Below are 22,615 nucleotides of genomic sequence, written 5' to 3' on the forward strand. Positions count from 1 at the left end.
TCTTTACTTTTTGTTATTAACGGGGCTGGGGCTAATCAGCATGGCCTGACCAATAGGGCGACCATTGACGCTAGCAAATGTTGCTGGATTTTGTTTGAGTAACTGTAACACAGTTGCTGCAACCTGATTGAGGCTGAAAGTGTCGCTGTTTTGTAGCTCTCCCTTAGGTGCTATATCCGGACCGATCGCCGCCATCCACACTTGATTTGAACCAACAATTCCCATTTCATATTGTGCTAAATTATCTAAGTAACCTCTTGTCGCTTTAGGACTAGCATGGTGCTGCCAAGTCTCATTAGTCTCTCCGCGTCCATGGTCAACGGTAATGACCAAGTTAGTGTTATCTTTATATTGTGCCATCGACTGAAGTTGCTGCCATAAACGCGCAATGAACTGGTCACTGCGATGAGCCGAACTAAGATAAGCTGGATAATCACCATCATGGGCAAAGTCGTCTGTTTCGCCTAATGCAACATAAATGACTTTAGGCTGCTTAGCGCGAATATACTCTTGAGCAAAACCCACTGTAAACGCATCGAGTCGCACATTATGCCAAGGGCTTGGTATATCACTTTGTAATTGATTTAACCACTGGACGTAGGGCGTTAAGCCAGCCCAGTCTGCAGGCATAAAGCCAGCATTGAGCGGCAAATTGCTACGTTTTGTATTGATAATGGCTGGAAATACATCCCAACTACCAAATGCCGCAACTTGACCTTCGTACCCTTGCTGGGTATTTAACCATTCTAAAAATGTCACATTAGGATTAGCAACTGGCTTATTAGAATCAATGCGTGGGTCCGCCTTACCCGTTAATATTTCATTGTATCCTGGGTAAGAAAACCACCAATTATTACTCACCTCCATGGCCGATTGCTTATCACGATTGCCGATAAGCAAACCGTCTTTGGCAATGACGTTCCATAAAAAGGGCATCAGTTTTTGACGCTTTTCGTTTAGCGTCTGGCCGTTGAATTCATGAGCCATTATCTCAGCATGACTGGTAAATTCTGGCTGCTCTAACAAGCTTGCTTCATAACCTCGAAAGACTTCTTGCCAACGTAGTCCATCGATACTGATAATTAACACATTATCCGCACTGTACGCAGGTGAACTGAGTAAAATAGCTAGCAAGGTTTGGCACAATATCGCAATTCGTTTTAACTGTTTCATAAGGATCTCATCAGTATTGAGTGGAGTGGACTGAACATAAATAGAAAAGGCGAGCTTAAGCTCGCCTTTTTTAGCATTCACACAACGTTTTTAAAAACGTGCTTGTGCGTTAAATGCAGCTGTGCGTGGTGCACCAATCCAAGCTGATTGACCTGCAATACCGCCTAGATAACTTTCATCAAACATATTGTTTACGGTGAAACGTAAATCAATCGATTGAATTCCTTGTATCGGTGCATCTAAGCTGACACCAGCATAAAAGTCAGTGACTAAATAAGCTTCAGCAACTTGGGTATTCGCCGCATCGATAAAACGATCGTCAACCCATTTAGTTGAGGCACCGATGAAGTAATTACCACGTGTCCAATCAAGGGATACAACAGCCATGTTTTCAGGAGAACCAAAGACGGTATTACCTTCAGGGAAATCAATTGAACCGTCTGTGTATTCAGAATCATTGTATGTGTAAGAACTATATACAGATAACTCATCAGTCACATTGAACGACAACGATGCTTCGAAACCTGATGATTCAATACCCCCTACGTTGACGTAACTACCATTAGTACCAATAAGGTAATCGATGCCATCCGGTGAATCAGGGGCAATAAAGGTTAAACGGTTATCAAATTTGATACTGTAGTAGGTCAAGCTCGCATTAATGTTTTGCGAAACATAACGTAAGCCCACATCGACATTTTCTGCCGTTTCTGGCTCTACTTGGGTCAACGTCGACGCATCACGCTCAAGTACGGTATCTTTAATCGCCGCGAAGTTCTCTGCGTAACCCGCGAATACTTCTAAGCCATCAATAGGAGTTTGGGCCACGATACCACCAGAAAACAAAGTGTCTGAATCCGAATTCAACTTAGCTTTGTTTGCGGCATCAAAGTTATCTTGGCGCTCTAAGTCGACAAAAAAGCGCTTCATGCCTAAGCGCACACTTGCCCAGCCCATATCGAGTTCGTCTTCTGCGTACACCATCAATGTTTCAACTGGGAATTCACGTGAATACTGCACCCAGTAAGGAGTATGATCGAATTCAAAACTGCTGCGAGAATCAATGATTTTGTGCCAATCGCGAGACTCCTCACGGTTATAATCTTCATACCAGATACCACCGCGTAACGTGTTATCCATGTCATTTATTTGCGTGTACCACGCGAAATCAGCATCGAAACCAAAACGTTCTTTTTGATAATGCGTGTGGCGGTACGAACCTACAGGAATAGCGCCTTGAGCGTAACAACCTGGATCATACTCAGGTCCTGCACCACCGTATGGAGCAGTGATTGAGCTTTCACAACCCTCGATAGGGCTAACTGCTAAGCCACTAGCGTTAACAAACAATAATTGACCTAATGCACTACCACCATAAACCGTGTTGCCTGAAGTGAGCTCAGAATGCCCAACGCCTTCCCCATCTGCGGTTACGTCGACAACATACTGCGGCACCCAATCACCGCGACCTTCGTTGTCGTGGTAATAAACGTTACCCGACACTTCGAAGTTTTCGGTTTTATAATCGGCACTTAAATAAGCAAACATGTTTTCACGCAAACTTGACCAGGCTTGACGAAAAACCTGATCCACATAAGGAATGCCAACCCATTCACCTGATAAACCATCTGACTCTGGGTTTTGCTCAAATTGCGCTAGGCTAACGCGTTGATAGTTATCTTCATGAACGTCATCCCAAGAGAAATATCCTTTGATATCAACGTCGCTCACCACTGTCATAAACTTAGCCGCTAAATGATCGCGCTTGTTTTCAGCAGTCTGGGTTACCCAGTCAGTGTTTTCGCTGGTAGATGCACTAAACCATGCATAAGTATCTGGGGCAATTTCACCTGTTTCGTAGCGCACAAAATATTTCTGCGCATCAAAACTGCCACCAGAAATACTCACCACCATAGACTCTTCCATGCCTGGGTCAATCGTGGTGAAGTTTAACGTACCGCCAAGGGCTTCGTTTGAACGTGAAGCAATATCACCTGTCCCTTGAGATACTTCAACACGACCTAAATTCTCTGTGTCGATATAACGGTTGGCCTTCGCGCCACCACCATAGTTGGAGTTACCGTTGGCAATTCCATCAATTGTAATACCGATTTGTTGCTCATCTAGGCTTAACTGAAAACCACGAATTGACACAGTCGTTGACCAATCATCAGAACCGAACGTATCACCCTCGTTGATCAAAACACCCGGAAGGTTATCAATCACAGCCAAGGCGCTGGTTAAAGAGCTTTGCTGTTTGGCCATCTCATCAGATGTTTGGTTATTCGCGTATGAAACGCTCTTGCCAACAACGGTAATTTCTTCGATTGCCGCATCATTCGGCGCTTCTTGCGCAATAGCCGTGCTGATCAATGATTGGCTGCCCATGGCAACGGCGATGCATAATGCTAAGTGTGTTTTAGCTGTCGATCTCATTTGTGTGTGTTCTCTTGGAGTTTTAAGACCGCAATAAGGTGACGAATTCCTGTGACAGTTTCATGGAATAAATTTGACAACTACATGACGTTTATAGGATATTTTTGTGACAAGTCGGTAATATTAATATGACGATAGCTAATTATCCGGCTAAAAAACTTCGCCCTTGAGCAGCCCAGACAAAATCGGGCTGGGCTGACTAATCGCAAAGGTAAACGGTGGATTATGGAGGGGATAATACGTTCTGCCTGATAAGGCAAAGGCAACATCAATACGTTGCGTATTTGCAACGCATTAAAAGAACCAGAAACGACTCAGGCGATAGATTTAGCGCATACCGCGTTTTTCTTTGATCATTTCGTAGGCAGCCTGTATATCTTGCGCCTTATTCTTGGCCAGCTCTAACGCCTGCTTCGGCAAGCCTTTGGAAACCAATTTATCAGGGTGATTCTCACTCATGAGTTTACGATATGCTTTTTTAACCGCTTTATCATCATCTGACTCGCTAACACCCAAAATCTGGTAGGCATCATTTAATGACTGCTGAGTAGAATAAGTGGATTGACTGCCTTGTTGTCCGCGGCCACGCTGGGATGAGTGCGCCCCAGAACGTTGCCCTCCGCGTTGACGAAAACGTAGCTCCGCTTCGTAAACGGATAGCAAATACAGTAATTCACTTTGTTTAAAACCGAGATGAAGTGCTGCAGTCTCCAGTACTTTTTGCTCTGCTTTGTCCATACGGCCATCGACGTAGGCAGCTTGGATCAATATTTCGATAAAAACTTGCATAATATCGCGTCGGCCATGGCACGACTCTTTTAGCTCTACGAGAATTTCACGCAGGGCAAAGTCGGCTTCTTTGCCTTCACGAAATGCTTGTTGAGCCTCTTTTCGCGTATCACCTTCTAACCCCATTTGGTCCATCAAGGCGCTAGCCATTTTTATCTCTACATCGCTGACCTTGCCGTCAGCTTTAGCAATATGCCCCATAACCGAGAATAACGCGTGAAAGAATATCGCTTGCTTCTTAAAATCATCCTGACTGGTAAAAAAACCACTAAAACCACCCATTTGGTTGAAGTCTTGGCTATAACCTTTGTCGAACATATGCCCAACCACAAAGCCTAATATTGCTCCGGGGATACGTCCGAACATAAAACCAAAAATGGTGCCTAAAATCTTGCCGATCATTGTTTACCCTGTATTTAAATGAATATGATTGCGTTCTGTTACTTCAATAGCGCTAATTTAATTGTGCTAACCGTTGAGGGGTACCTATATCAATCCACGTACCTTCGTATAAAGCGCCGGTGACTCGCCCTTTCGCCATTGCATCGATTAACACTGGCGCCAAGCGCAAATTGCCTTGTGGTAAATGGTTAAACAATGCACTGCTGTATATTCCAATACCGCTAAAGGTGTATTTTGTCGCGTTAATACTCTCGGGGACCTGCTTAAGAATGTGTTGGTCTTGCAAATAAAAATCGCCGTTTATGTTGTGTGGGGGGTTAGGGACTAAAATCAAGTGGGCAAGCGACAATGTATTCCCCTGACAGGCAATTTTCAAAGGGTTACTAGCGAGCATATCAGCGAATGAAAAGTCAGTGAAAATATCACCATTTATAACTAAAAAATGACTCTCTTTGTGGTTTGGACATAGCAGAGGCAACGCATGAATAATGCCACCTGCGGTCTCTAATGCAGCTTCTTCCTCGGAATACAGAATATCTAAATTGTATTGACTGCCATCTCCTAAGCGCTGAATTAGCTGCTCGCCTAACCAAGCATGGTTTATCACCACACGTTCGATACCTGCAACCGCTAAGCGCTCTAAATGGTATTCAATTAATGCCTTACCTTTGACCTCTAATAAGGGTTTCGGGGTAATGTCTGTTAAAGGGCGCATTCGTTCCCCGCGCCCAGCCGCTAATATCATGGCGGTATTGATCTGTTTCATCGAAACTTACCTTTATTCAACACACACCAACCTTCTATCCTTTGCCACTAGCAAGGGATACAATCTTTGTTTTTTCTGAATGCTGGGCCGCTAATACATTGGGTAGAACGTCTTGCTCAATAAAATCAGAGAAGGCACTTAATTGTGGATACAACCTGCCTATATCAACTAAATACCCAAGCGTACGCGGAATATCACCCAAATAATCACTCTTACCGTCACGATGATGCAAGCGCGCAAAGATGCCGCTGGCTTTAATGTGACGCTGCATACCGGTTAAGTCAAACCAACGGGTGAACTGCGCAAGTGGATACTGTGTATAAAATTGCCCGTGGAATGCGTGCAACCAATCACTTACCCATTCATCAGGCCAACGACGATAACAATCTCGTAGCAAGGAAACTGCATCATAAGTAATTGGGCCGACCACAGCGTCTTGAAAATCGATGACACCAATTTCATTATTATCTAACATCATCAAATTACGTGAATGAAAATCACGATGTACACCTACTTTTGGTTGCTCGAAAAAACTGTCGGCAAGTACATTGAATGTATTCGTTAATAACGTCTGTTGCGTGGCAGTGATCGTTAGCTCCAAATGCACATTGAGCAACCACTGAGTAAAGATTTCAAACTCCGCACTGAAAAGTTTGTGGTCATAGACAGGTAAAGGTGCTTGAGATGTAGCCACACATTGCTGTACCTTTGGCAAAAGTGCCAGCGCTTGTGGATAAAGTTCATGGCAGCTTTTTTCGTTTAAGCGATGGGCCAATTGCACATCACCAAAATCGTTGAGGCAATAAAAGCCTAAATCGTGATCAGCGGCCAATATATCAGGCACCTTTAATCCATTGGCTGCAAGTAGCTCAGCGACTAACGCGAATTTATGGCTATCTTCAAATTTTGGTGGGGCATCAACCGCAATAATGGAATACCCTTCAAAGGTAAAGCGAAAATAACGCCTAAAGCTGGCATCACCGTATACCATGTGTAATTGTTGACACAAAAAAGGTGTGGAATGATTAATCCAATCCATCAATTGTGCTTGTCTTTGTGCCAATGGACTCACTTAGGACCTCGTGTTGGGGTAATATTTGACAGCGAAGAATGGCGAAATCTAGCTTTTTTTGCAAGTTTACTAGTAAATCTGTGCGAAACCCTTAAAATTGGAGCTTAACTCCCATGACTTTAACCTTTATCAGGCTGCCTTTTTACCCTACCGTATGAAAATTAAGCAACCTCTTTACGTGCTCTTTCTCTCAGTCTGCTCGCTTAGCGCTGTAGCTCAAGAAACATGCCCAGCACCCAAAAATACTTTCGTGGTAGAGAAACACCTGCCTAACGGACAAATTCAAGTTATATCTAATATGACCTCGATACAGCAAGATAATTTTGCAGAATTCGAGGGGAATGTAGAAATAATATCTCAAGACTCACAGATTATTGCCAACAAAGCGCGAATTAATCGCACTACTCAGCAATTGATTGCATCTGGGGATGTGACCTATCAAACTCCTCAATTGAGCGTAACCAGTCAAGAAGTTCTGCTGAATACGCAAAATAATCGCATGGAAATTGCTGACACCCAATACGAATTCACCACAATGAATGCCAGAGGTCAGGCCGAACTATTGGTGGTCGACCAAGTTCAGGGCATAGAGCTAAACGGGGTTACCTTTTCTACTTGCCCAAAGGGTGACGAGGATTGGTTAGTACATGCCGATAGCATTAAAGTAAAGCCTGATGAAACCCGAGGTGTGGCACGCAATGCATTTTTCTATGTGCAAGATATTCCTGTCTTTTATCTGCCGTATTATTCATTTCCGGTGACCGATGCCCGTGAAACTGGCTTGTTATTTCCTAAAATCAGCAGTAGCAGTAGTAATGGATTTGACTTTGAGCAACCCTATTATCTAAATCTTGACCCACAGTACGATGCCACTATTAGCCCTAGATATATGACTAATCGGGGCTTGCAGTTAAAAACAGAGTTTCGTTATTTGACTGAACAAAACAGTGGCCAAGTTGACGTTGAATACTTAGCGAATGATTCTGATAGTTCCACTGGTGAAGATCGTTACTTTTATCGTCTTGTTCACAAAGGTGCCTTATCAGAAGACTGGCAAGTCAACGTAGATTTCAATGGCATTAGCGATGACAACTATATATCTGACCTAGGATCCGATTATTACAGCTCAGCGGATACACATCTGTATCGCACCCTAGGGCTACATTATTACTCAGATGCATTGAATATGAGCCTGCAACTTAGGGATTTCGAAATATTAGGCGACCACGAAGACACCTATCGAGCGTTACCCGAGCTGAAGTTAGATTACCAAACCGACCTACCGGCAGGTTTTCAATTCGATATACATTCTGAATTAGCGAGATTTGATAACGCTAACGGCACTAGCCCCAAAGCAACTCGGGCGCACATAGCCCCTACCCTTAGTTTTCCTTATGAAAACAGTTGGGGTGAATTTTTAGCCGAAACGTCTATCATGCACACGGTTTATCGTCAGGAAGATATTGAGGGAACGGCATTAGCGCGTAATGCGTCACGTACCTTGGGTCAGGCTAAGTTGTATGGCGCGTTGATATTTGAACGGGACGCAAATTGGCTAGGTAACGATGTGACACAAACGCTAGAACCACGAGTTCAATATCTGTATACCAGCTTTGAAGACCAATCTGACATTGGTTTATATGATACTACTCGCTTATTTAATGACTTCGCAGGTTTATTCAGAGGCCAGGAGTTTACTGGGCTAGACCGCATAAGTGACAAGAATCAAGTGACCTTCGGGGTCACTACGCGAATAATAGATAAAGATAATAGGGAACAATTTAAACTTAGCTTAGGTCAGATTTTCTATCTTGAAGACAACAAAGTGACTGCAGCAAGTAAAGAAGACGACCGTTCTGCCTTAGCCGCAGAGTTAGATTGGCGTATTGGCAGTAAGTGGTCAGCCCACACTGAAGCACAAGTATCAACTCAAACTGACAAAATTGAGCGCAGCAGTGTTGGCCTTGAATATCGACTCGCACATGACAAAATGGTGCAAATTAGCCATCGTTATGTTCGCGATTTATCTGGTGAAAAAATCAGTCAGATGGGGTTAACGGCAAGTTGGCCAATAACACAGGATTGGTATTGGGTTGGGCGTTGGTACAGAGATATGGACCGTCACCGCACAATTGAAAGCTATACAGGATTGCAATATGAGTCTTGTTGTTGGGCACTGCGCATAGTCGCTCAGCGTCAGTTAACGAGTCGTTTTGATGATAATGGTTTGCAAAGCACTGATGAATTTGATTCAGGTATCGCTGTGCAATTCTTGTTTAAAGGAATTGGTGGCGATAGTTCAGGGCGCGATATGTTAGAAGATGGATTGTTCGGCTATCGACAGCCTTATCTGTTAGATTAGCCCCAAGTACAATAAAAATATAACCCAAACACCTAGGTGTAAATTTAAATTAATAAGTAACCATAAATATGAAATTAACTGTAGTCACCTTTGCCCTTTTGGCATTTATTTCGTTAAACACGTTCGCTAAGCAAACTCGCTTGGACAACGTCGCAGTCATTGTCGATCAAGGCGTGGTTCTTGAAAGTCAAATTGATGAATTAGTCAGTACCGTAAAACGTAACGCCTTAACCAACAATCAAACTCTGCCTTCAGACCGAGTGCTACGTACTCAAGCCATTGAGCGTTTGATTGTTGATAGCCTACAAAACCAAATGGCTGAACGTATGGGCATTCAAATTAGTGATCCTCAACTTGATCAAACTATTGATAACATTGCTAAAGAAGACGGCATGAGTGTTGACCAAATGCGTCAAAAGCTCGCATCTGAAGGCGTTAGTTATGAAGTTTATCGTGAGCAAGTGCGCAAAGAGCTCATATCGGGTGAGGTGCGCCGTGCCAATGTTCGTCGTCGTGTTTATATTACGCCGCAAGAAATTAGTAATTTAGTTAAGCTCATTGATGAACAAGGCGGTCAACAAGCTGAATACCATTTAGGCCATATCCTTATTGGATTCCCGCCCGACCCAACGGATGAAGACGTTAATAAATCCAAAGAAACAGCCACCAAGGTATTGGAGTTACTCAATAATGGTTCTGAATTTGGTAAAATAGCGACGGCTTCTTCATCTGGCTCCAAAGCCCTTGAAGGCGGTGATTTAGGATGGATGAACATCAACTCAATGCCAACTCTTTTTGCTGAAGCGGTTCAAGGTAAGAGCAAAGATGAGCTTATAGGTCCTATTCGCAGCGGCGCTGGTTTTCACGTATTAAAAATTCTAGATGTTCGTGGGATCGAAAAAGTTGAAGTCACAGAGCTTAACGCACGTCATATTCTGATTAAACCTTCGGTGATATTGAGTGACGAGAAAGCAGAAAAAATGCTCATAGAATTCAGAAAAGAAATTCTTGCTGGTGACGCAGACTTCGCAGAATTAGCCAAAGAACACTCTGCAGATCCTGGTTCAGCCTTGCGCGGCGGTGACTTAGGTTGGTCAGATCCTAACAAATATGTACCTGAATTTAGAGATACATTGCAGACACTGCAAGTAGACGAAATAAGTCAACCGGTGCGCTCTGTTCACGGCTGGCATTTAATGCAGCTTACGGGCAAACGCGTAAAAGACGCCACAGAAAACCTTAAAGAAGATAAAGCCTATCAGTTGTTGTTCCAACGTAAATTCGCTGAAGAAACCGAAGCTTGGTTAAAAGAAATGCGCGATAGTGCTTATGTTGAATTGCTTGATAAAAAAGATAATAGCTAATTCATGACCATTAAACTTGCGATTACACCGGGCGAACCTGCAGGGGTTGGCCCAGATTTGATTATATCCTTGGCTCAGCACCAATGGTCGGTCATGCTGGTGGTTTTTGCCAATGAAAAGCTTATGCGCACGCGGGCTGAAGCTTTGGGTTTGCCGCTTATATTGTTACCTTACGATTCATCCTGTCAGGATATTCAGCAAGCCGGAGCGCTCTACATAGTAGACATTCCTTTGCGCGCTGAGGTAAAGCCTGGGGAATTAAATCAAGATAACAGCCATTATGTATTAGACACCCTCTACCAAGCATGCCAAAAGAATTTAGACGGTGAGTTTGATGCATTGGTCACTGGACCAGTGCATAAAGGTATTATTAATCAAGCAGGGATCCCATTTAGTGGTCATACTGAGTTTTTTGCTGAACAATCAAATACCCCTGACGTGGTAATGATGCTAGCGACCACTGGCTTAAGAGTCACTTTGGTGACCACGCATATTCCTGTCACTGCGGTATCAGCCGCAATAACCGAATCGCGCCTAAACAAGGTTATCCGTATTATTGATCACGATTTAAAAACCAAATTTGGTATCGACCAACCGCACATTTTTGTATGTGGGTTAAATCCCCATGCAGGCGAAGACGGACATATTGGCCGAGAAGAAATAGACACTATTATTCCAGCGCTAAATTCGCTTCGACAAGAAGGCTTTACATTAACCGGCCCTTTACCTGCGGACACTATTTTTAACCCTAAGTATTTAGCACAAGCCGATACAGTACTCGCTATGTATCACGATCAAGGGTTACCCGTGTTAAAGTACAAAGGGTTCGGTCAAGCCGTGAACATCACGTTGGGATTACCTTTTATTCGCACTTCCGTTGACCACGGAACCGCGCTCGATTTAGCCGCATCAGGCAAAGCCGATGCTGGTAGTTTCGGCATCGCTATCAAGGAAGCCATTTCATTGGCAAAAAGTAAACAATGAGCAAACAACACTTAGGCCATACAGCCAGAAAACGCTTCGGACAGAACTTTCTTCACGATGCATACGTTATTGATCAAATTGTTTCAGCGATCAACCCGCAAGTTGGGCAAAATGTCGTTGAAATTGGCCCAGGATTAGGCGCATTAACCGAACCTGTTTGCGAAATTATTGACAAACTGACCGTGGTTGAATTGGATAGAGATTTGGCCCAGCGCCTTCGCACTCACCCTTTTATTGCCAACAAGCTTAATATCATTGAACAAGATGCACTGAAGTATGATTTTTCTGAATTATTCAGTGAAGACCAACCGTTACGTGTTTTTGGTAACTTGCCATATAATATTTCAACACCGTTAATGTTTCACTTATTTTCGTTTGCGCATAAAGTGCAAGACATGCATTTTATGTTGCAAAAAGAGGTGGTTAACAGACTAGCCGCTTCGCCTGGCAACAAAAGCTACGGTCGCCTTTCAGTTATGGCCCAATACCATTGCCATATCATGCCTGTTATTCATGTTCCACCTAGCGCCTTCAACCCACCGCCAAAGGTTGATTCAGCGGTCGTTCGTCTTATGCCCCATAAGGTAAAGCCGGTCAGCGTTATAAGTGAAGAATCTTTGAATAAGGTTTGTGCTCAAGCGTTTAATCAACGCCGTAAAACGATTCGTAACAGTTTGAAAGAGAGCCTAAGCGAAGCACAGCTCATATCTTTGGACATTAATCCTGACTTAAGAGCCGAGAACCTTTCGTTAGCACAGTTTGGCCAAATAGCGGATCTTGCCGTTAACCTTCAGGAGGAATAGATGACAACGTCTCTTAGCACTGGTCACGAGCTCAGCGATAAAATTAATATTACTGTTAACACGCAATACTTGGTAGACCATCCGGCCAATGATGTAGACAAATATGCCTTCGCCTACGAAATTAACATTGCCAATAACAGCGATGAAAACGTGCAATTAATTAATCGTTATTGGCTGATAATTGACGGCAATGGCAAACAAACAGAAGTCGAAGGCGCTGGCGTAGTCGGCGAGCAACCACATATTGAAAACGGCAGCAGCTTTCAATACAGTAGCGGCGCAGTGCTAGATACACCTGTCGGCTCCATGCAAGGCTACTATGAAATGCAAGATAAAGACGGCGCGACATTTCGTGTACCTATCGATATCTTCCGTCTTGCGGTTCCCCATCTTATCAACTAAATCTTAGGTTTATTATGGCTGATTATATTGTTGGCGATATTCAAGGCTGCCTAAGTGGTTTAAAAGCCTTGTTAAGCAAAGTTGATTTCAACACCCATACCGACACGTTATACGCAGTAGGTGATCTAATAGGCCGCGGGCCTGAAGCACTCGATACCCTCGCTTATCTCAACTCCTTGGGCGATAATTTTAAAACAGTCTTGGGAAATCATGACCTGAATTTGCTCGCAATACATTGCGGGGCTAGACGTGCAAAAAAAGCCGATAAACTCGATGGGGTTATTTCCTCGCCTGATTTCGCTAAATATTGTGATTGGTTACGACAAAAACCTCTGGCGATGCTGGTCGGGTCAGATATTTTGCTCACTCACGCTGGTTTATATCCCGCTTGGAGTTTTGATAAAGCACTGGCCCTAAGTGCTGAAATAAGCGACGTGCTGCAATCACAACAATGGCAACTTATCGTAAATAGTATGTACGGCGATAACCCAAACAGCTGGAACGAAGAGCTAAGTGGCGATGACAGAAAGCGTTTTATCATTAACGCATTTACCAGAATGCGTTTTTTAGAAAAAGACGCACGACTAGAATTTAACTGTAAAACCAAGCCCAGTGAAGCACCAAAATCCCTGTTGCCGTGGTTTAGCATGCAAAACCCCAATATTACTTCTACACAAAAAGTAGTGTTTGGTCATTGGGCTGCGTTAAATGGTGAGACAAATAACGAACAATTTCTTGCTTTGGATACGGGTTTTGTTTGGGGTGGCTGTATGACATTACTCTGCACAAAGACCATGAAACGGCTGCAAAATTAGGCTGTTTGGCAAGCTCATTGGCTTAGCTTTTACCTTTCGACAACTTTGATCGCATTGGCGAATTCCATTTTGCTTTCTCGCTTGCCGCATCCCATGATTTAACAAAACGCTGCCAATATGCTATTGCAGTCATCAACCCTAGAAATATATTTACCATAACCGCATAATGTTCGTTAATGTTACGTGAATAAATGTCGATACAACAAAACAAGATGGTATCGTTTTTAATAAGTAACCAGCGAATAACATAATTTATCCCGATAGGATAGCCACCAATAGTATGCAAAACTAATGCATAGCTTTTTAAATAGCTGAAAACAACATAATCGACTAACCATAATAATAATCAATACGCTTATTTGGAGATCATAAATGAAAATGACTGTAGCTACGCGCGTAGTGGGTGGCTTTGCCGTTATAACTTCGCTGCTTATCGTCATGGGAATATTTTCACTCACCACCTTGAGTAATATTGACGAAGCAACCGAAGAAGTTAGCAATCTCGCCTTTCCCACAGTCAGTGGCAGTAGCCAGCTTAAAGTGTCATTTTTGAACATGGGACGTCTTACCGCAGAAGCCTATTATGGCAATGAATTAAAAGCACTCGATGAAAAAAATACAGCGTTTAACAGTAGTCAAAGTATCTTTGAAAGTGAGTTCAACACACTCAAACGCGTCGTCAGCCAAGAGCCTGATTTAAACGCTTCTTTAGCTGAAGTCGATACCATTTATGAAGATTACAAAATAAACGTAATGAAATTATTTGATAGCCGCCAAGCTGATCTGAGCATGCGCAGCGCGCTAAATAGACAGCTGGGGGATATTGAAGACAACGCAGACGATACATCCTCACTTATTCTTGATTTTGCAGACCTCGACGAAGTTCAAGATAGTCCGCAGCTGAAAAAAGCAGCTGAATTAACAAATCGCCTTGAAACCAATCTGATGTCTCTATTAACGGTAGGCGGGGAATATGCTAAAACCCAAAACCTCGTCAGAGCCGACACCCTAGGTAACGAAGTTAAACTCGTGGTCAACCAGATACGTGAAACCTTGGATGAGATCCAAAAAGCAGCTGGGGGCAATGATCCAGAAGGTTCCCTTTCTGAAATATATCAAATGACCGGGTCAGTATTAGATTTGATCAGCTCTTCAACGGGCTTATTGCAAAATCAAATAAAGAAAATTAACAAACAAAATGAAGCCACTGATGCTTATAGAGCTTCCGATGCCAACATAGAACTCGCGATTCAAAAACTAAATACCCTATCTACTTTAGCCGATCATAAGGCCTCTGTGGCCAAAGAGTTGGTTAAAGAATCAATCGATTCAGGTAATATGAAAACCATCTTTATTGCCCTAATATCAGTTTTAATCGCCAGTTTTATTGCTTACCGTAGTATTCGCGCCATTATTCGGCCCCTCAACAGGGTTAATGAGATGCTTAATATTGTATCCTCGGGCGATCTCACTCGCCGTTTAGATGACTCTTCAGATGATGAATTTGGCACCTTAGCAAAAAACTGCAATAACTTAGTTGATAGTCTAAAAACACTAATTTCAGGTATTGGATCACGCTCTGCTCAGTTAGCGGCGGCGTCTGAAGAAACGTCAGCGGTTACCATGCAAACCACCACATCTATTCAAGAGCAGAAATCACAAATTGCGCAAGTCGCAGCCGCGACAACTGAAATGCACAGTACGTCCTTGGTGGTTAGTCAAAGCGCAGAAGACACCCTGCGTCAAATTCAACATGCTGACGAAGAAGCCGAAAAAGTAAAAGCTATCTCTGAAGAAAATATTCGTACTATCGAAGTGCTCGCCAGAGATGTCGATGAAGCGGCTCAGGTTATCAATAAACTACATCAGGATAGTGCAAGTATTGGGGGAATTTTAGATGTTATCCGCGGAGTAGCGGATCAAACGAATTTGTTAGCGCTAAACGCTGCGATTGAGGCGGCCCGTGCTGGAGAGCACGGACGAGGCTTCGCAGTAGTAGCCGATGAAGTCCGTACATTAGCTAGCCGTACTCAGCAATCCACCCAAGAAATTAACTCCATGATTGAAGTACTACAAGCTGGGGCAGAAAAAGCCGTTGCGGTTATGAACCAAGGTAAAGAGCAAACCTCTGTATGTGTAGAAAAAACTGAGCAATCTACCCAAGCGTTACAGCTAATTTCAGATGCGGTTCATAAAGCCTACGACGTAAGTTCGCAAATTGCCCAAGCGGCCAAAGAGCAAAACGTAGTTTCACAAGAAATTAGCGAAAAGCTAGAAAACATAGTAAACATTGCCGAGGAAACCTCAGTAGGCGCTCATCAGACGTCGGCATCAAGCCATGAGGTAGCGAAGTTAGCTGAAGAGCTTCAACACTCAGTACAGCAGTTCAAGGTCTAATTAACGCCAATAATGCCCCTATCTAATGCATAAAAAAACCGCTTCCCTTTGCAGGTAGCGGGTTTTTTATGTTAGCTTATAAAATAACTGACCGTTAAATCAGTCTTTTATCACTACGCTTCAAACAAGTTTCTGTGTAGGGCTTTCACCACATCGGTACTGTCTTTCTCGCTCACTAACATCGACATATTGTGAACGTTTGCGCCAAAACAAATCATGCGCAAGTTGAAGTCAGAAACAGCAGCAAAAATACGGCTAGATACACCAGCAGCACTATGCATGTTGTTACCCACTACCGTAACTAAATCGAAATGCTCTTCAAGCTGCACGTCACAAATTTGGCTTAGTTCTTCAATCGTTTCTCGATTAAGACGTTGCAGCACAGAATTCGGTGGGTTGTCTAAGGTAAACGACACACAGATTTCAGATGTGGTCACCAAATCAACGCTCAAATTATGCTTAGCAATAATCGTAAATACATTCTGCAAGAAGCCTTGGGCGTACATCATTTTAGGTGTTTTCACGGTCACCATTACTTGGTCTTTGCGACGCGTAATCGCTCGATAAGACGGTTCATGCACACAGTCACGTACAATCCACGTGCCGCCTTTCTCTGGTTCTTTACTTGAACCGACAAACACTTTAATGTTTTGACGAAGGGCGGGCTCCATAGTCGCAGGATGCAGCACTTTGGCACCAAAAGTCGCCATTTCAGCCGCTTCTTCAAAGCTAAGCTCGGGTAACGGACGGGCAGCATCGGTAATGCGCGGATCCGTTGTATAAACCCCAATCACATCAGTCCAAATCTCACAGCTCTGGGCACCTAAAGCTTCAGCTAATAAAGCGGCGGTAAAATCAGAGCCACCACGGCCCAAAGTAGTAGTATTACCCGCTTCATCAGAACCGATGAAGCCTTGCGTAACCAATACTGTATTCGCAATCTCCGGCGCCATTAACTGAGTTGCGCGTTGTTTAATACCATCAAGTTGTGGCGCCGCCTGACCAAATTCGCTATCGGTCAGTAGCACTTTACGTACATCGAAATTATCCGCAGGTACACCATTTTGCGACAACACTTCACTAAACAGTAAAGACGCCATACGCTCTCCATGAGATAACAAGGCGTCTTTTAAGTCTGGGCGATGTAACATTTCTTCATGAAAAGCCAGTTGTCTCAATGACTCAAGTAACTCCATCAGCTTATCAGCCACTAATGTCGGGGCACCCAAGTCATGTAATATGGCAAACTCAATCGCTTGAATTTGTTCAATGTAAGCAGTGATTTCGTCTTTTGTTAGCGCCTTGTGGGCTAACTCAACCAAAATATTAGTTACGCCAGCAGATGCACTGACCACCACCACTTTTGTGTTCTGATTAGCTTTAACAACTTTGGCGCAATTAAGCATCGTTGCGTGAGTTGCGACACTGGTGCCACCAAATTTTGCTACGTTTATCGAAGAGTCACTCAATGTTTTTCCTAATTAAAATTTGAACAAAAAAGATGCCATAAATTACCAGCTTTTTTGCTCATATAAAGCATATTTTATGAGTTTATGTGCACTTTTTGGAATAGGCTATACGTTAGCGCGCCAGCTTAAGCCGCTTTAATGTTCAAAATGGTAATCAACGTATGTTAATTCACCTTAAACTACGACGCACCAGTAATAAAAAATAAAAATAAAGGACCCACGCTATGCTCATCAACCGTTTATATCGACTCATATTAGCCGCAGGGCTATTTAGCACAATAATGGCAGCCAATAGTCTTGCTGAACAACCTAGCCGAGCCTCGTCACCATCATTACATGAACTTACCTTAGCACAAACCCAAACGCTGCTGCGGACGCAGCAAATTAGTCTGGCTCAGTTGAGTGAATATTATTTACAGCGAATACAAAAATTTGATGAAAATGGCGCGCAGCTCAATTCCGTCGCAACACTAAGCAATCAGCTTGAGCAGCAAGTAAGTGATTTAGATCAAAAACTAAAAAGTGGCCAGCCACTTGGCTTATTATTCGGTGCAATCGTGTTACTAAAAGATAATATTGACGCGAAAGGTATGCCAAATACCGCCGGCTCGTGGCTTATGCGCAGTCATGTTCCCGCAGACGACGCCTATTTGGTGAAACAGCTCAAAGCACAAGATGCAATTATTTTGGGTAAAACCAACTTGTCTGAATGGGCAAACTTTCGTTCTAATATGTCCTCTAGTGGTTGGAGCAGCCTGCATGGACAAACTTTGAACCCCCACGACCCAACTCGCACTCCTTGTGGGTCAAGTTCTGGATCAGGCGTCGCCGTTGCGGCAGACTTCACCTTACTTGCCGTAGGCACAGAAACCGATGGCTCAGTTACTTGCCCTGCTGCAGTCAACGGCATAGTCGGCATCAAACCAACATTAGGCTTAGTAAGTCGCAGCGGTATCATTCCCGTCGCCCACTCACAAGATACCGCTGGCTCCATGGCTCGTACAGTAGCGGACGCAACCATGATGTTAGAAGCCATGATGGGCGTAGACACAAAAGATCCCATCACTTTTGAGCCAATAGCATTAGCAACTCATCTAAAAAAAGATGGCCTCAAAGGTAAACGCATCGGTATCGTGCGTAATCTGATGGGCTATCATCCGCAACTTGATAAGGTTTTCGATGCCCAACTTGCCACACTAAGAGAGGCTGGAGCGATAATCGTAGAAAACGCCAACATCGAAAATAAAGGTAGTTGGAACGATGATGAATTCACCGTATTGCTGACAGAATTTAAGGCAGATTTAAATCTTTACCTATCGCAAAGCAAAGCCCCTATTACTAGTTTACAAGATGCGATTGAAAAAAATATTGTCGATCAAGAACGTACTATGCCTATTTTTGGTCAGGAAACATTTTTGCGTGCTCAGCAGTCACCTTCAATGACAGACCACGCTTACATTGACGCACTGGCTCGCGCTAAACGTAAAGCAGGCAAAGAAGGTATTGACGCTACATTAGCTAAATATGAAGTTGATTTACTGATTGCCCCAACAACCGCACCAGCATGGAAAATAGATCATATCGATGGCGACCATTTTCTAGGCTCCGCAATCGGTGCGGCGGCTGTCGCAGGTTACCCGCATATTACAGTACCGATGGGAGATGTAAGTGGAATGCCGGTAAATATTAGCTTCTTCGGTGCGGCAAAATCTGAAGGAATATTAATAGAGGCCGCGTACAGTTTCGAGCAAATAACACAGGCGCGTATCACGCCGCGATTAAACTAGCCCACTGGCACACGGTATCAATAAAAGGGATCAATAAATGGATCAAGGCGTATAAGGTTACTGCGCCTTAATAACCATTTTGTCTCCGACATTTATACCGTGTTTGGCATACCAGCCTTGATTCATCTCAAGGGCATAAAGTACGGCTTGTGATGCGCCCACTGACGTTAAATCCTGTGGCTGCATGGGCTTAATATCGGTGATCACGCCGTCACTACGAATAAACGCCACGTCTAACGCTAGAAAGGTATTTTGCATCCACATGCTGGCTTTCTTCGAACCAGAAAACTTAAACAACATTCCACATTGTTCACACATTGACTTACGATACATCAGCCCCATTGCCCGTTGCTCGAACGTATAGGCGTATTCAACCTCCAACGGTATATCACCCACTGTAATCTGGATTAAAGGTAATGACTGATACTGCCCATCATCTACTGAACTTGCAGCCTGAAATGTAGCTAAGCCAAAACACCCGGCTAATAAAACCGGGACAAATAAACGTAAAAATTTTAACGACATAAGTATTCCATTCGCTTGAGTACAGCACGATGATAGTTGCTAACAAAAATTATTTAGCATTTTACGTGCCAGTGCAGTCTGCACAGTTAATTATTAGAGTGATAAAACCCAACTAAAAACAATGGGTTAGTTTATTCACCATGGGCTAAGTTTACTGTACCCCAGAGCATAAGTGAACAACCCAATTTGAGTACTTTGGTTAAAAATGGAAATTCAGACACAAAAAAGCCGAACAAGGCTTTCACCTGTCCGGCTTCTAATGCTTTAATCTGATTTAATTAAATAAACCAGTGATTAAGCGATATTTAATGCAGGGATGATATTTTCTTTAGCTGCTTCGGCTGCTTTAGTAAATTCATCAATGCGATCGAAGTTCAAGTAGCGGAACACATCGCCAGACATAGATTCAATCTTGTTAGCATATTCCATATACTCAGCAGTGGTCGGAATGCGTCCAACAATTGCGCCAACGGCCGCAAGCTCAGCAGAACACAAATACACGTCAGCGCCATCACCTAACCGGTTAGGGAAGTTACGTGTAGAGGTAGAGAGTACTGTAGAGTTAGCTAATACACGTGCTTGGTTACCCATACACAATGAACAACCAGGCATTTCGGTACGCACACCCACACGACCGTAGATGTTGTAATAGCCTTCTTCCATCAACACAGCTCGGTCCATCTTAGTTGGTGGAGAGATCCACAAACGAGTTGGCAATGTTTTGTTGAATTGCTCAAGTAGTTTACCTGCAGCACGGAAGTGGCCGATGTTGGTCATACATGAACCGATGAATACCTCATCAATTTTAACGCCAGCAACGTCAGACAAAGTTTTGGCATCATCTGGATCGTTCGGGCAACAAAGAATCGGTTCGTTGATTTCAGCGAGATCAATTTCGATGGTTTCAACGTACTCAGCGTCCTTATCTGCTTCCATTAATTCTGGGTTAGCAATCCACTCTTCCATTTTGCGAGCACGACGCTCAAGAGTACGTGGGTCGCCGTAACCTTCGTTGATCATCCAACGTAACATCGTGATGTTAGAGGTTAAGTACTCAGCGATAGATTCTTTAGAAAGCTTGATAGTACAACCTGCAGCTGAACGCTCTGCAGATGCATCAGATAACTCAAATGCTTGTTCAACAGTTAATTCGTTAAGGCCTTCAATTTCAAGAATACGACCAGAGAAAGCATTGATTTTGCCTTTCTTAGCTACGGTCAAAAGACCTTGCTTGATACCGTACAATGGGATGGCATGAACCAAATCACGTAAGGTAATACCCGGTTTCATTTTGCCTTTAAAGCGCACTAATACTGATTCAGGCATATCAAGAGGCATAACACCCGTCGCAGCTGCGAATGCAACCAAGCCAGACCCGGCAGGGAATGAAATACCCATAGGGAAACGTGTATGCGAGTCACCACCTGTACCAACAGTATCAGGCAACAACATACGGTTTAACCACGAGTGGATAATACCGTCACCAGGGCGAAGTGAAACACCACCACGGTTCATAATGAAATCAGGCAAAGTATGCTGAGTATCGATATCAACTGGCTTAGGATAAGCAGCAGTGTGACAGAAAGACTGCATAGTCAAATCAGCTGAGAAACCTAAACAGGCTAAATCTTTGAGTTCATCACGGGTCATAGGACCAGTAGTATCTTGTGAACCAACAGTCGTCATTTTAGGTTCGCAGTAAGTGCCAGGACGGATCCCATCAACACCACACGCTTTACCAACCATTTTCTGGGCAAGCGTATAACCTTTACCTGTATCTACAGGTTGGTCAGGCTTACGGAACAAGTCAGATGCACCTAATTTCAACGATTCGCGCGCTTTGTCTGTTAAGCCACGACCGATAATTAAGTTAATACGGCCACCAGCACGAACTTCGTCTAATAATACCTCAGACTTATATTCGTATTTCGCAAGTTCTTCGCCAGTTTCAGCATTAGTGATACGACCTTCAAGTGGAAAGATATCGATCACGTCGCCCATATTCATCTTGTCTACGTTAGCTTCAAATACTAACGCACCCGCATCTTCCATGGTGTTGAAGAAGATTGGCGCTACGTTGTTACCAATACAAACACCACCGCCACGTTTGTTTGGTACGCCGGGTAAATCTTCACCGAAGAACCAAAGCACAGAGTTAGTCGCTGATTTACGTGAAGAGCCCGTTCCAACTACATCACCAACAAACGCCACTGGATGGCCTTTGGCTTTAATTTCTTCGATTTGTTTCAGAGGACCTACTTCGCCATGTACTTCAGGCGTTAAGCCATCACGTGTCATCTTATAAGCAGCACGAGCATGCAAAGGAATATCAGGACGTGACCATGCATCTGGAGCAGGCGACAAATCATCGGTGTTTGTTTCGCCAGTCACTTTAAATACTGAATAAGTGATTTTCTCTGGCATATCGGGACGAGAAGTAAACCACTCAGCATCGGCCCAAGACTGTAAAACGTCTTTAGCGTACTCGTTACCCGCCTGAGCTTTTTCTTCAACGTCGTGGAATGCATCAAACATAAGCAAAGTATGCTTAAGCTCTTCAGCAGCCAATTCAGCTAAATCATTGTTATCTAGGGCTTCAACCAAAGTGACGATATTATAACCGCCATGCATGTTACCCAATAACTGAATAGCCGCATCTTTACTGATAAGCGGAGAAGTCGCTTCGCCATTAACGATAGCGCTTAAAAAGCCTGCTTTTACATATGCAGCTTCATCTACGCCCGGTGGAACTCGCTCTGATAACAACTCAAGTAAAAAGTCACCTTCGCCCGCAGGCGGCGCTTTAAGTAACTCAACCAAACCAGCAACTTGCTCGGCATTTAACGGTTTAGGTGGGATACCTTCGGCAGAACGTTCTTCAACATGTTTACGATATGCTTCTAACACAATTAGGACCTCTTGATTGACTCAAAGAACACCGGACGTTCTTGAGTATGTAAATAAAACCGGACAAGTATAAGGCTTAACGCTACAAAATAAAAATAACCTGTTTATTTACAGCCTTATACCGGCTATTCCCTATAAAAATAGGGGTTAATAGGATGTTAA

General features: G+C 43.5%; 16 protein-coding genes. 8 read left to right on the top strand and 8 right to left on the bottom strand.

Going from position 1 to position 22,615, the window contains the following annotated elements:
* Window positions 1-3: 3 nt before the first annotated feature.
* From GQR89_RS16605 to GQR89_RS16625, 5 genes are all read right to left on the bottom strand, one after another.
* Window positions 4-1,173: an alkaline phosphatase family protein gene (locus GQR89_RS16605; protein ID WP_158771074.1), complete on the bottom strand. Its 1,170-nt coding sequence runs from the start codon at window positions 1,171-1,173 to the stop codon at window positions 4-6.
* Window positions 1,174-1,263: 90 nt separating this feature from the next.
* On the bottom strand, window positions 1,264-3,609 hold the full coding sequence (locus GQR89_RS16610) for a TonB-dependent receptor domain-containing protein (RefSeq protein ID WP_158771075.1): 2,346 nt from the start codon (window positions 3,607-3,609) through the stop codon (window positions 1,264-1,266).
* Between the two features lie 327 nt (window positions 3,610-3,936).
* Entirely contained in the window at window positions 3,937-4,800 is an 864-nt protein-coding gene (djlA, locus tag GQR89_RS16615) for a co-chaperone DjlA (protein WP_158771076.1), read from the bottom strand.
* Window positions 4,801-4,852: 52 nt separating this feature from the next.
* Window positions 4,853-5,566 (bottom strand): N-acetylmuramate alpha-1-phosphate uridylyltransferase MurU, encoded by a 714-nt coding sequence (gene murU / locus GQR89_RS16620; protein WP_233269004.1) that lies wholly within the window; start codon window positions 5,564-5,566, stop codon window positions 4,853-4,855.
* Between the two features lie 34 nt (window positions 5,567-5,600).
* Window positions 5,601-6,638, bottom strand: coding sequence for an aminoglycoside phosphotransferase family protein (locus GQR89_RS16625; RefSeq protein ID WP_158771077.1), 1,038 nt, complete (start codon window positions 6,636-6,638; stop codon window positions 5,601-5,603).
* A 97-nt stretch (window positions 6,639-6,735) separates the two neighbouring features.
* On the opposite strand from GQR89_RS16625, the gene GQR89_RS16630 reads away from it, so the two are divergent.
* From GQR89_RS16630 to GQR89_RS16660, 7 genes are all read left to right on the top strand, one after another.
* Window positions 6,736-9,000: an LPS assembly protein LptD gene (locus tag GQR89_RS16630; protein WP_158771078.1), complete on the top strand. Its 2,265-nt coding sequence runs from the start codon at window positions 6,736-6,738 to the stop codon at window positions 8,998-9,000.
* A gap of 68 nt (window positions 9,001-9,068) precedes the next feature.
* Window positions 9,069-10,364, top strand: a complete 1,296-nt coding sequence (surA, locus tag GQR89_RS16635; protein ID WP_158771079.1) for a peptidylprolyl isomerase SurA — start codon at window positions 9,069-9,071, stop codon at window positions 10,362-10,364.
* Between the two features lie 3 nt (window positions 10,365-10,367).
* Window positions 10,368-11,348 (top strand): 4-hydroxythreonine-4-phosphate dehydrogenase PdxA, encoded by a 981-nt coding sequence (gene pdxA, locus GQR89_RS16640; protein WP_158771080.1) that lies wholly within the window; start codon window positions 10,368-10,370, stop codon window positions 11,346-11,348.
* On the top strand, window positions 11,345-12,151 hold the full coding sequence (rsmA, locus tag GQR89_RS16645; protein WP_158771081.1) for a 16S rRNA (adenine(1518)-N(6)/adenine(1519)-N(6))-dimethyltransferase RsmA: 807 nt from the start codon (window positions 11,345-11,347) through the stop codon (window positions 12,149-12,151). Before pdxA ends, rsmA begins: the two co-directional genes overlap by 4 nt.
* On the top strand, window positions 12,152-12,553 hold the full coding sequence (gene apaG, locus GQR89_RS16650; protein WP_158771082.1) for a Co2+/Mg2+ efflux protein ApaG: 402 nt from the start codon (window positions 12,152-12,154) through the stop codon (window positions 12,551-12,553). It begins immediately after the preceding gene.
* Between the two features lie 14 nt (window positions 12,554-12,567).
* The gene (locus tag GQR89_RS16655) at window positions 12,568-13,368 is read left to right on the top strand and encodes a symmetrical bis(5'-nucleosyl)-tetraphosphatase (RefSeq protein ID WP_158771083.1); all 801 of its coding nucleotides are present in this window, start codon (window positions 12,568-12,570) and stop codon (window positions 13,366-13,368) included.
* A 372-nt stretch (window positions 13,369-13,740) separates the two neighbouring features.
* Window positions 13,741-15,765, top strand: coding sequence for a methyl-accepting chemotaxis protein (locus GQR89_RS16660; protein WP_158771084.1), 2,025 nt, complete (start codon window positions 13,741-13,743; stop codon window positions 15,763-15,765).
* 113 nt (window positions 15,766-15,878) lie between these two features.
* On the opposite strand, the gene lysC is transcribed toward GQR89_RS16660, so the two are convergent.
* Complete coding sequence (lysC, locus tag GQR89_RS16665; protein WP_158771085.1) at window positions 15,879-17,234, bottom strand: lysine-sensitive aspartokinase 3; 1,356 nt, start codon at window positions 17,232-17,234, stop codon at window positions 15,879-15,881.
* A 224-nt stretch (window positions 17,235-17,458) separates the two neighbouring features.
* Here lysC and GQR89_RS16670 point away from each other — a divergent pair, with 224 nt between their 5' ends.
* Window positions 17,459-19,021 carry an amidase gene (locus tag GQR89_RS16670; RefSeq protein WP_158771086.1) on the top strand — a complete coding sequence of 521 codons (1,563 nt, stop codon included), beginning with the start codon at window positions 17,459-17,461 and terminating at the stop codon, window positions 19,019-19,021.
* Window positions 19,022-19,078: 57 nt separating this feature from the next.
* Here the strand turns inward: GQR89_RS16670 and GQR89_RS16675 are convergent, their stop codons facing one another.
* Both GQR89_RS16675 and acnB read right to left on the bottom strand, forming a co-directional pair.
* A complete protein-coding gene (locus GQR89_RS16675; protein WP_158771087.1) occupies window positions 19,079-19,546 on the bottom strand; it encodes a DUF192 domain-containing protein in 468 nt (155 codons plus the stop codon).
* A gap of 294 nt (window positions 19,547-19,840) precedes the next feature.
* Entirely contained in the window at window positions 19,841-22,453 is a 2,613-nt protein-coding gene (gene acnB, locus GQR89_RS16680) for a bifunctional aconitate hydratase 2/2-methylisocitrate dehydratase (RefSeq protein WP_158771088.1), read from the bottom strand.
* Window positions 22,454-22,615: the final 162 nt, after the last annotated feature.

This window comes from Paraglaciecola sp. L1A13 (assembly GCF_009796745.1).
GTDB lineage: Bacteria > Pseudomonadota > Gammaproteobacteria > Enterobacterales > Alteromonadaceae > Paraglaciecola.

What these genes read in the sequence shown, in the direction of transcription:
- GQR89_RS16605 (WP_158771074.1), bottom strand. Translation starts at nt 1,173, where the DNA reads ATGAAACAGTTAAAACGAATTGCGATATTGTGCCAAACCTTGCTAGCT.
- GQR89_RS16610 (WP_158771075.1), bottom strand. Translation starts at nt 3,609, where the DNA reads ATGAGATCGACAGCTAAAACACACTTAGCATTATGCATCGCCGTTGCC.
- djlA (WP_158771076.1), bottom strand. Translation starts at nt 4,800, where the DNA reads ATGATCGGCAAGATTTTAGGCACCATTTTTGGTTTTATGTTCGGACGT.
- murU (WP_233269004.1), bottom strand. Translation starts at nt 5,566, where the DNA reads ATGAAACAGATCAATACCGCCATGATATTAGCGGCTGGGCGCGGGGAA.
- surA (WP_158771079.1), top strand. Translation starts at nt 9,069, where the DNA reads ATGAAATTAACTGTAGTCACCTTTGCCCTTTTGGCATTTATTTCGTTA.
- pdxA (WP_158771080.1), top strand. Translation starts at nt 10,368, where the DNA reads ATGACCATTAAACTTGCGATTACACCGGGCGAACCTGCAGGGGTTGGC.
- rsmA (WP_158771081.1), top strand. Translation starts at nt 11,345, where the DNA reads ATGAGCAAACAACACTTAGGCCATACAGCCAGAAAACGCTTCGGACAG.
- apaG (WP_158771082.1), top strand. Translation starts at nt 12,152, where the DNA reads ATGACAACGTCTCTTAGCACTGGTCACGAGCTCAGCGATAAAATTAAT.
- GQR89_RS16655 (WP_158771083.1), top strand. Translation starts at nt 12,568, where the DNA reads ATGGCTGATTATATTGTTGGCGATATTCAAGGCTGCCTAAGTGGTTTA.
- GQR89_RS16660 (WP_158771084.1), top strand. Translation starts at nt 13,741, where the DNA reads ATGAAAATGACTGTAGCTACGCGCGTAGTGGGTGGCTTTGCCGTTATA.
- GQR89_RS16670 (WP_158771086.1), top strand. Translation starts at nt 17,459, where the DNA reads ATGCTCATCAACCGTTTATATCGACTCATATTAGCCGCAGGGCTATTT.
- GQR89_RS16675 (WP_158771087.1), bottom strand. Translation starts at nt 19,546, where the DNA reads ATGTCGTTAAAATTTTTACGTTTATTTGTCCCGGTTTTATTAGCCGGG.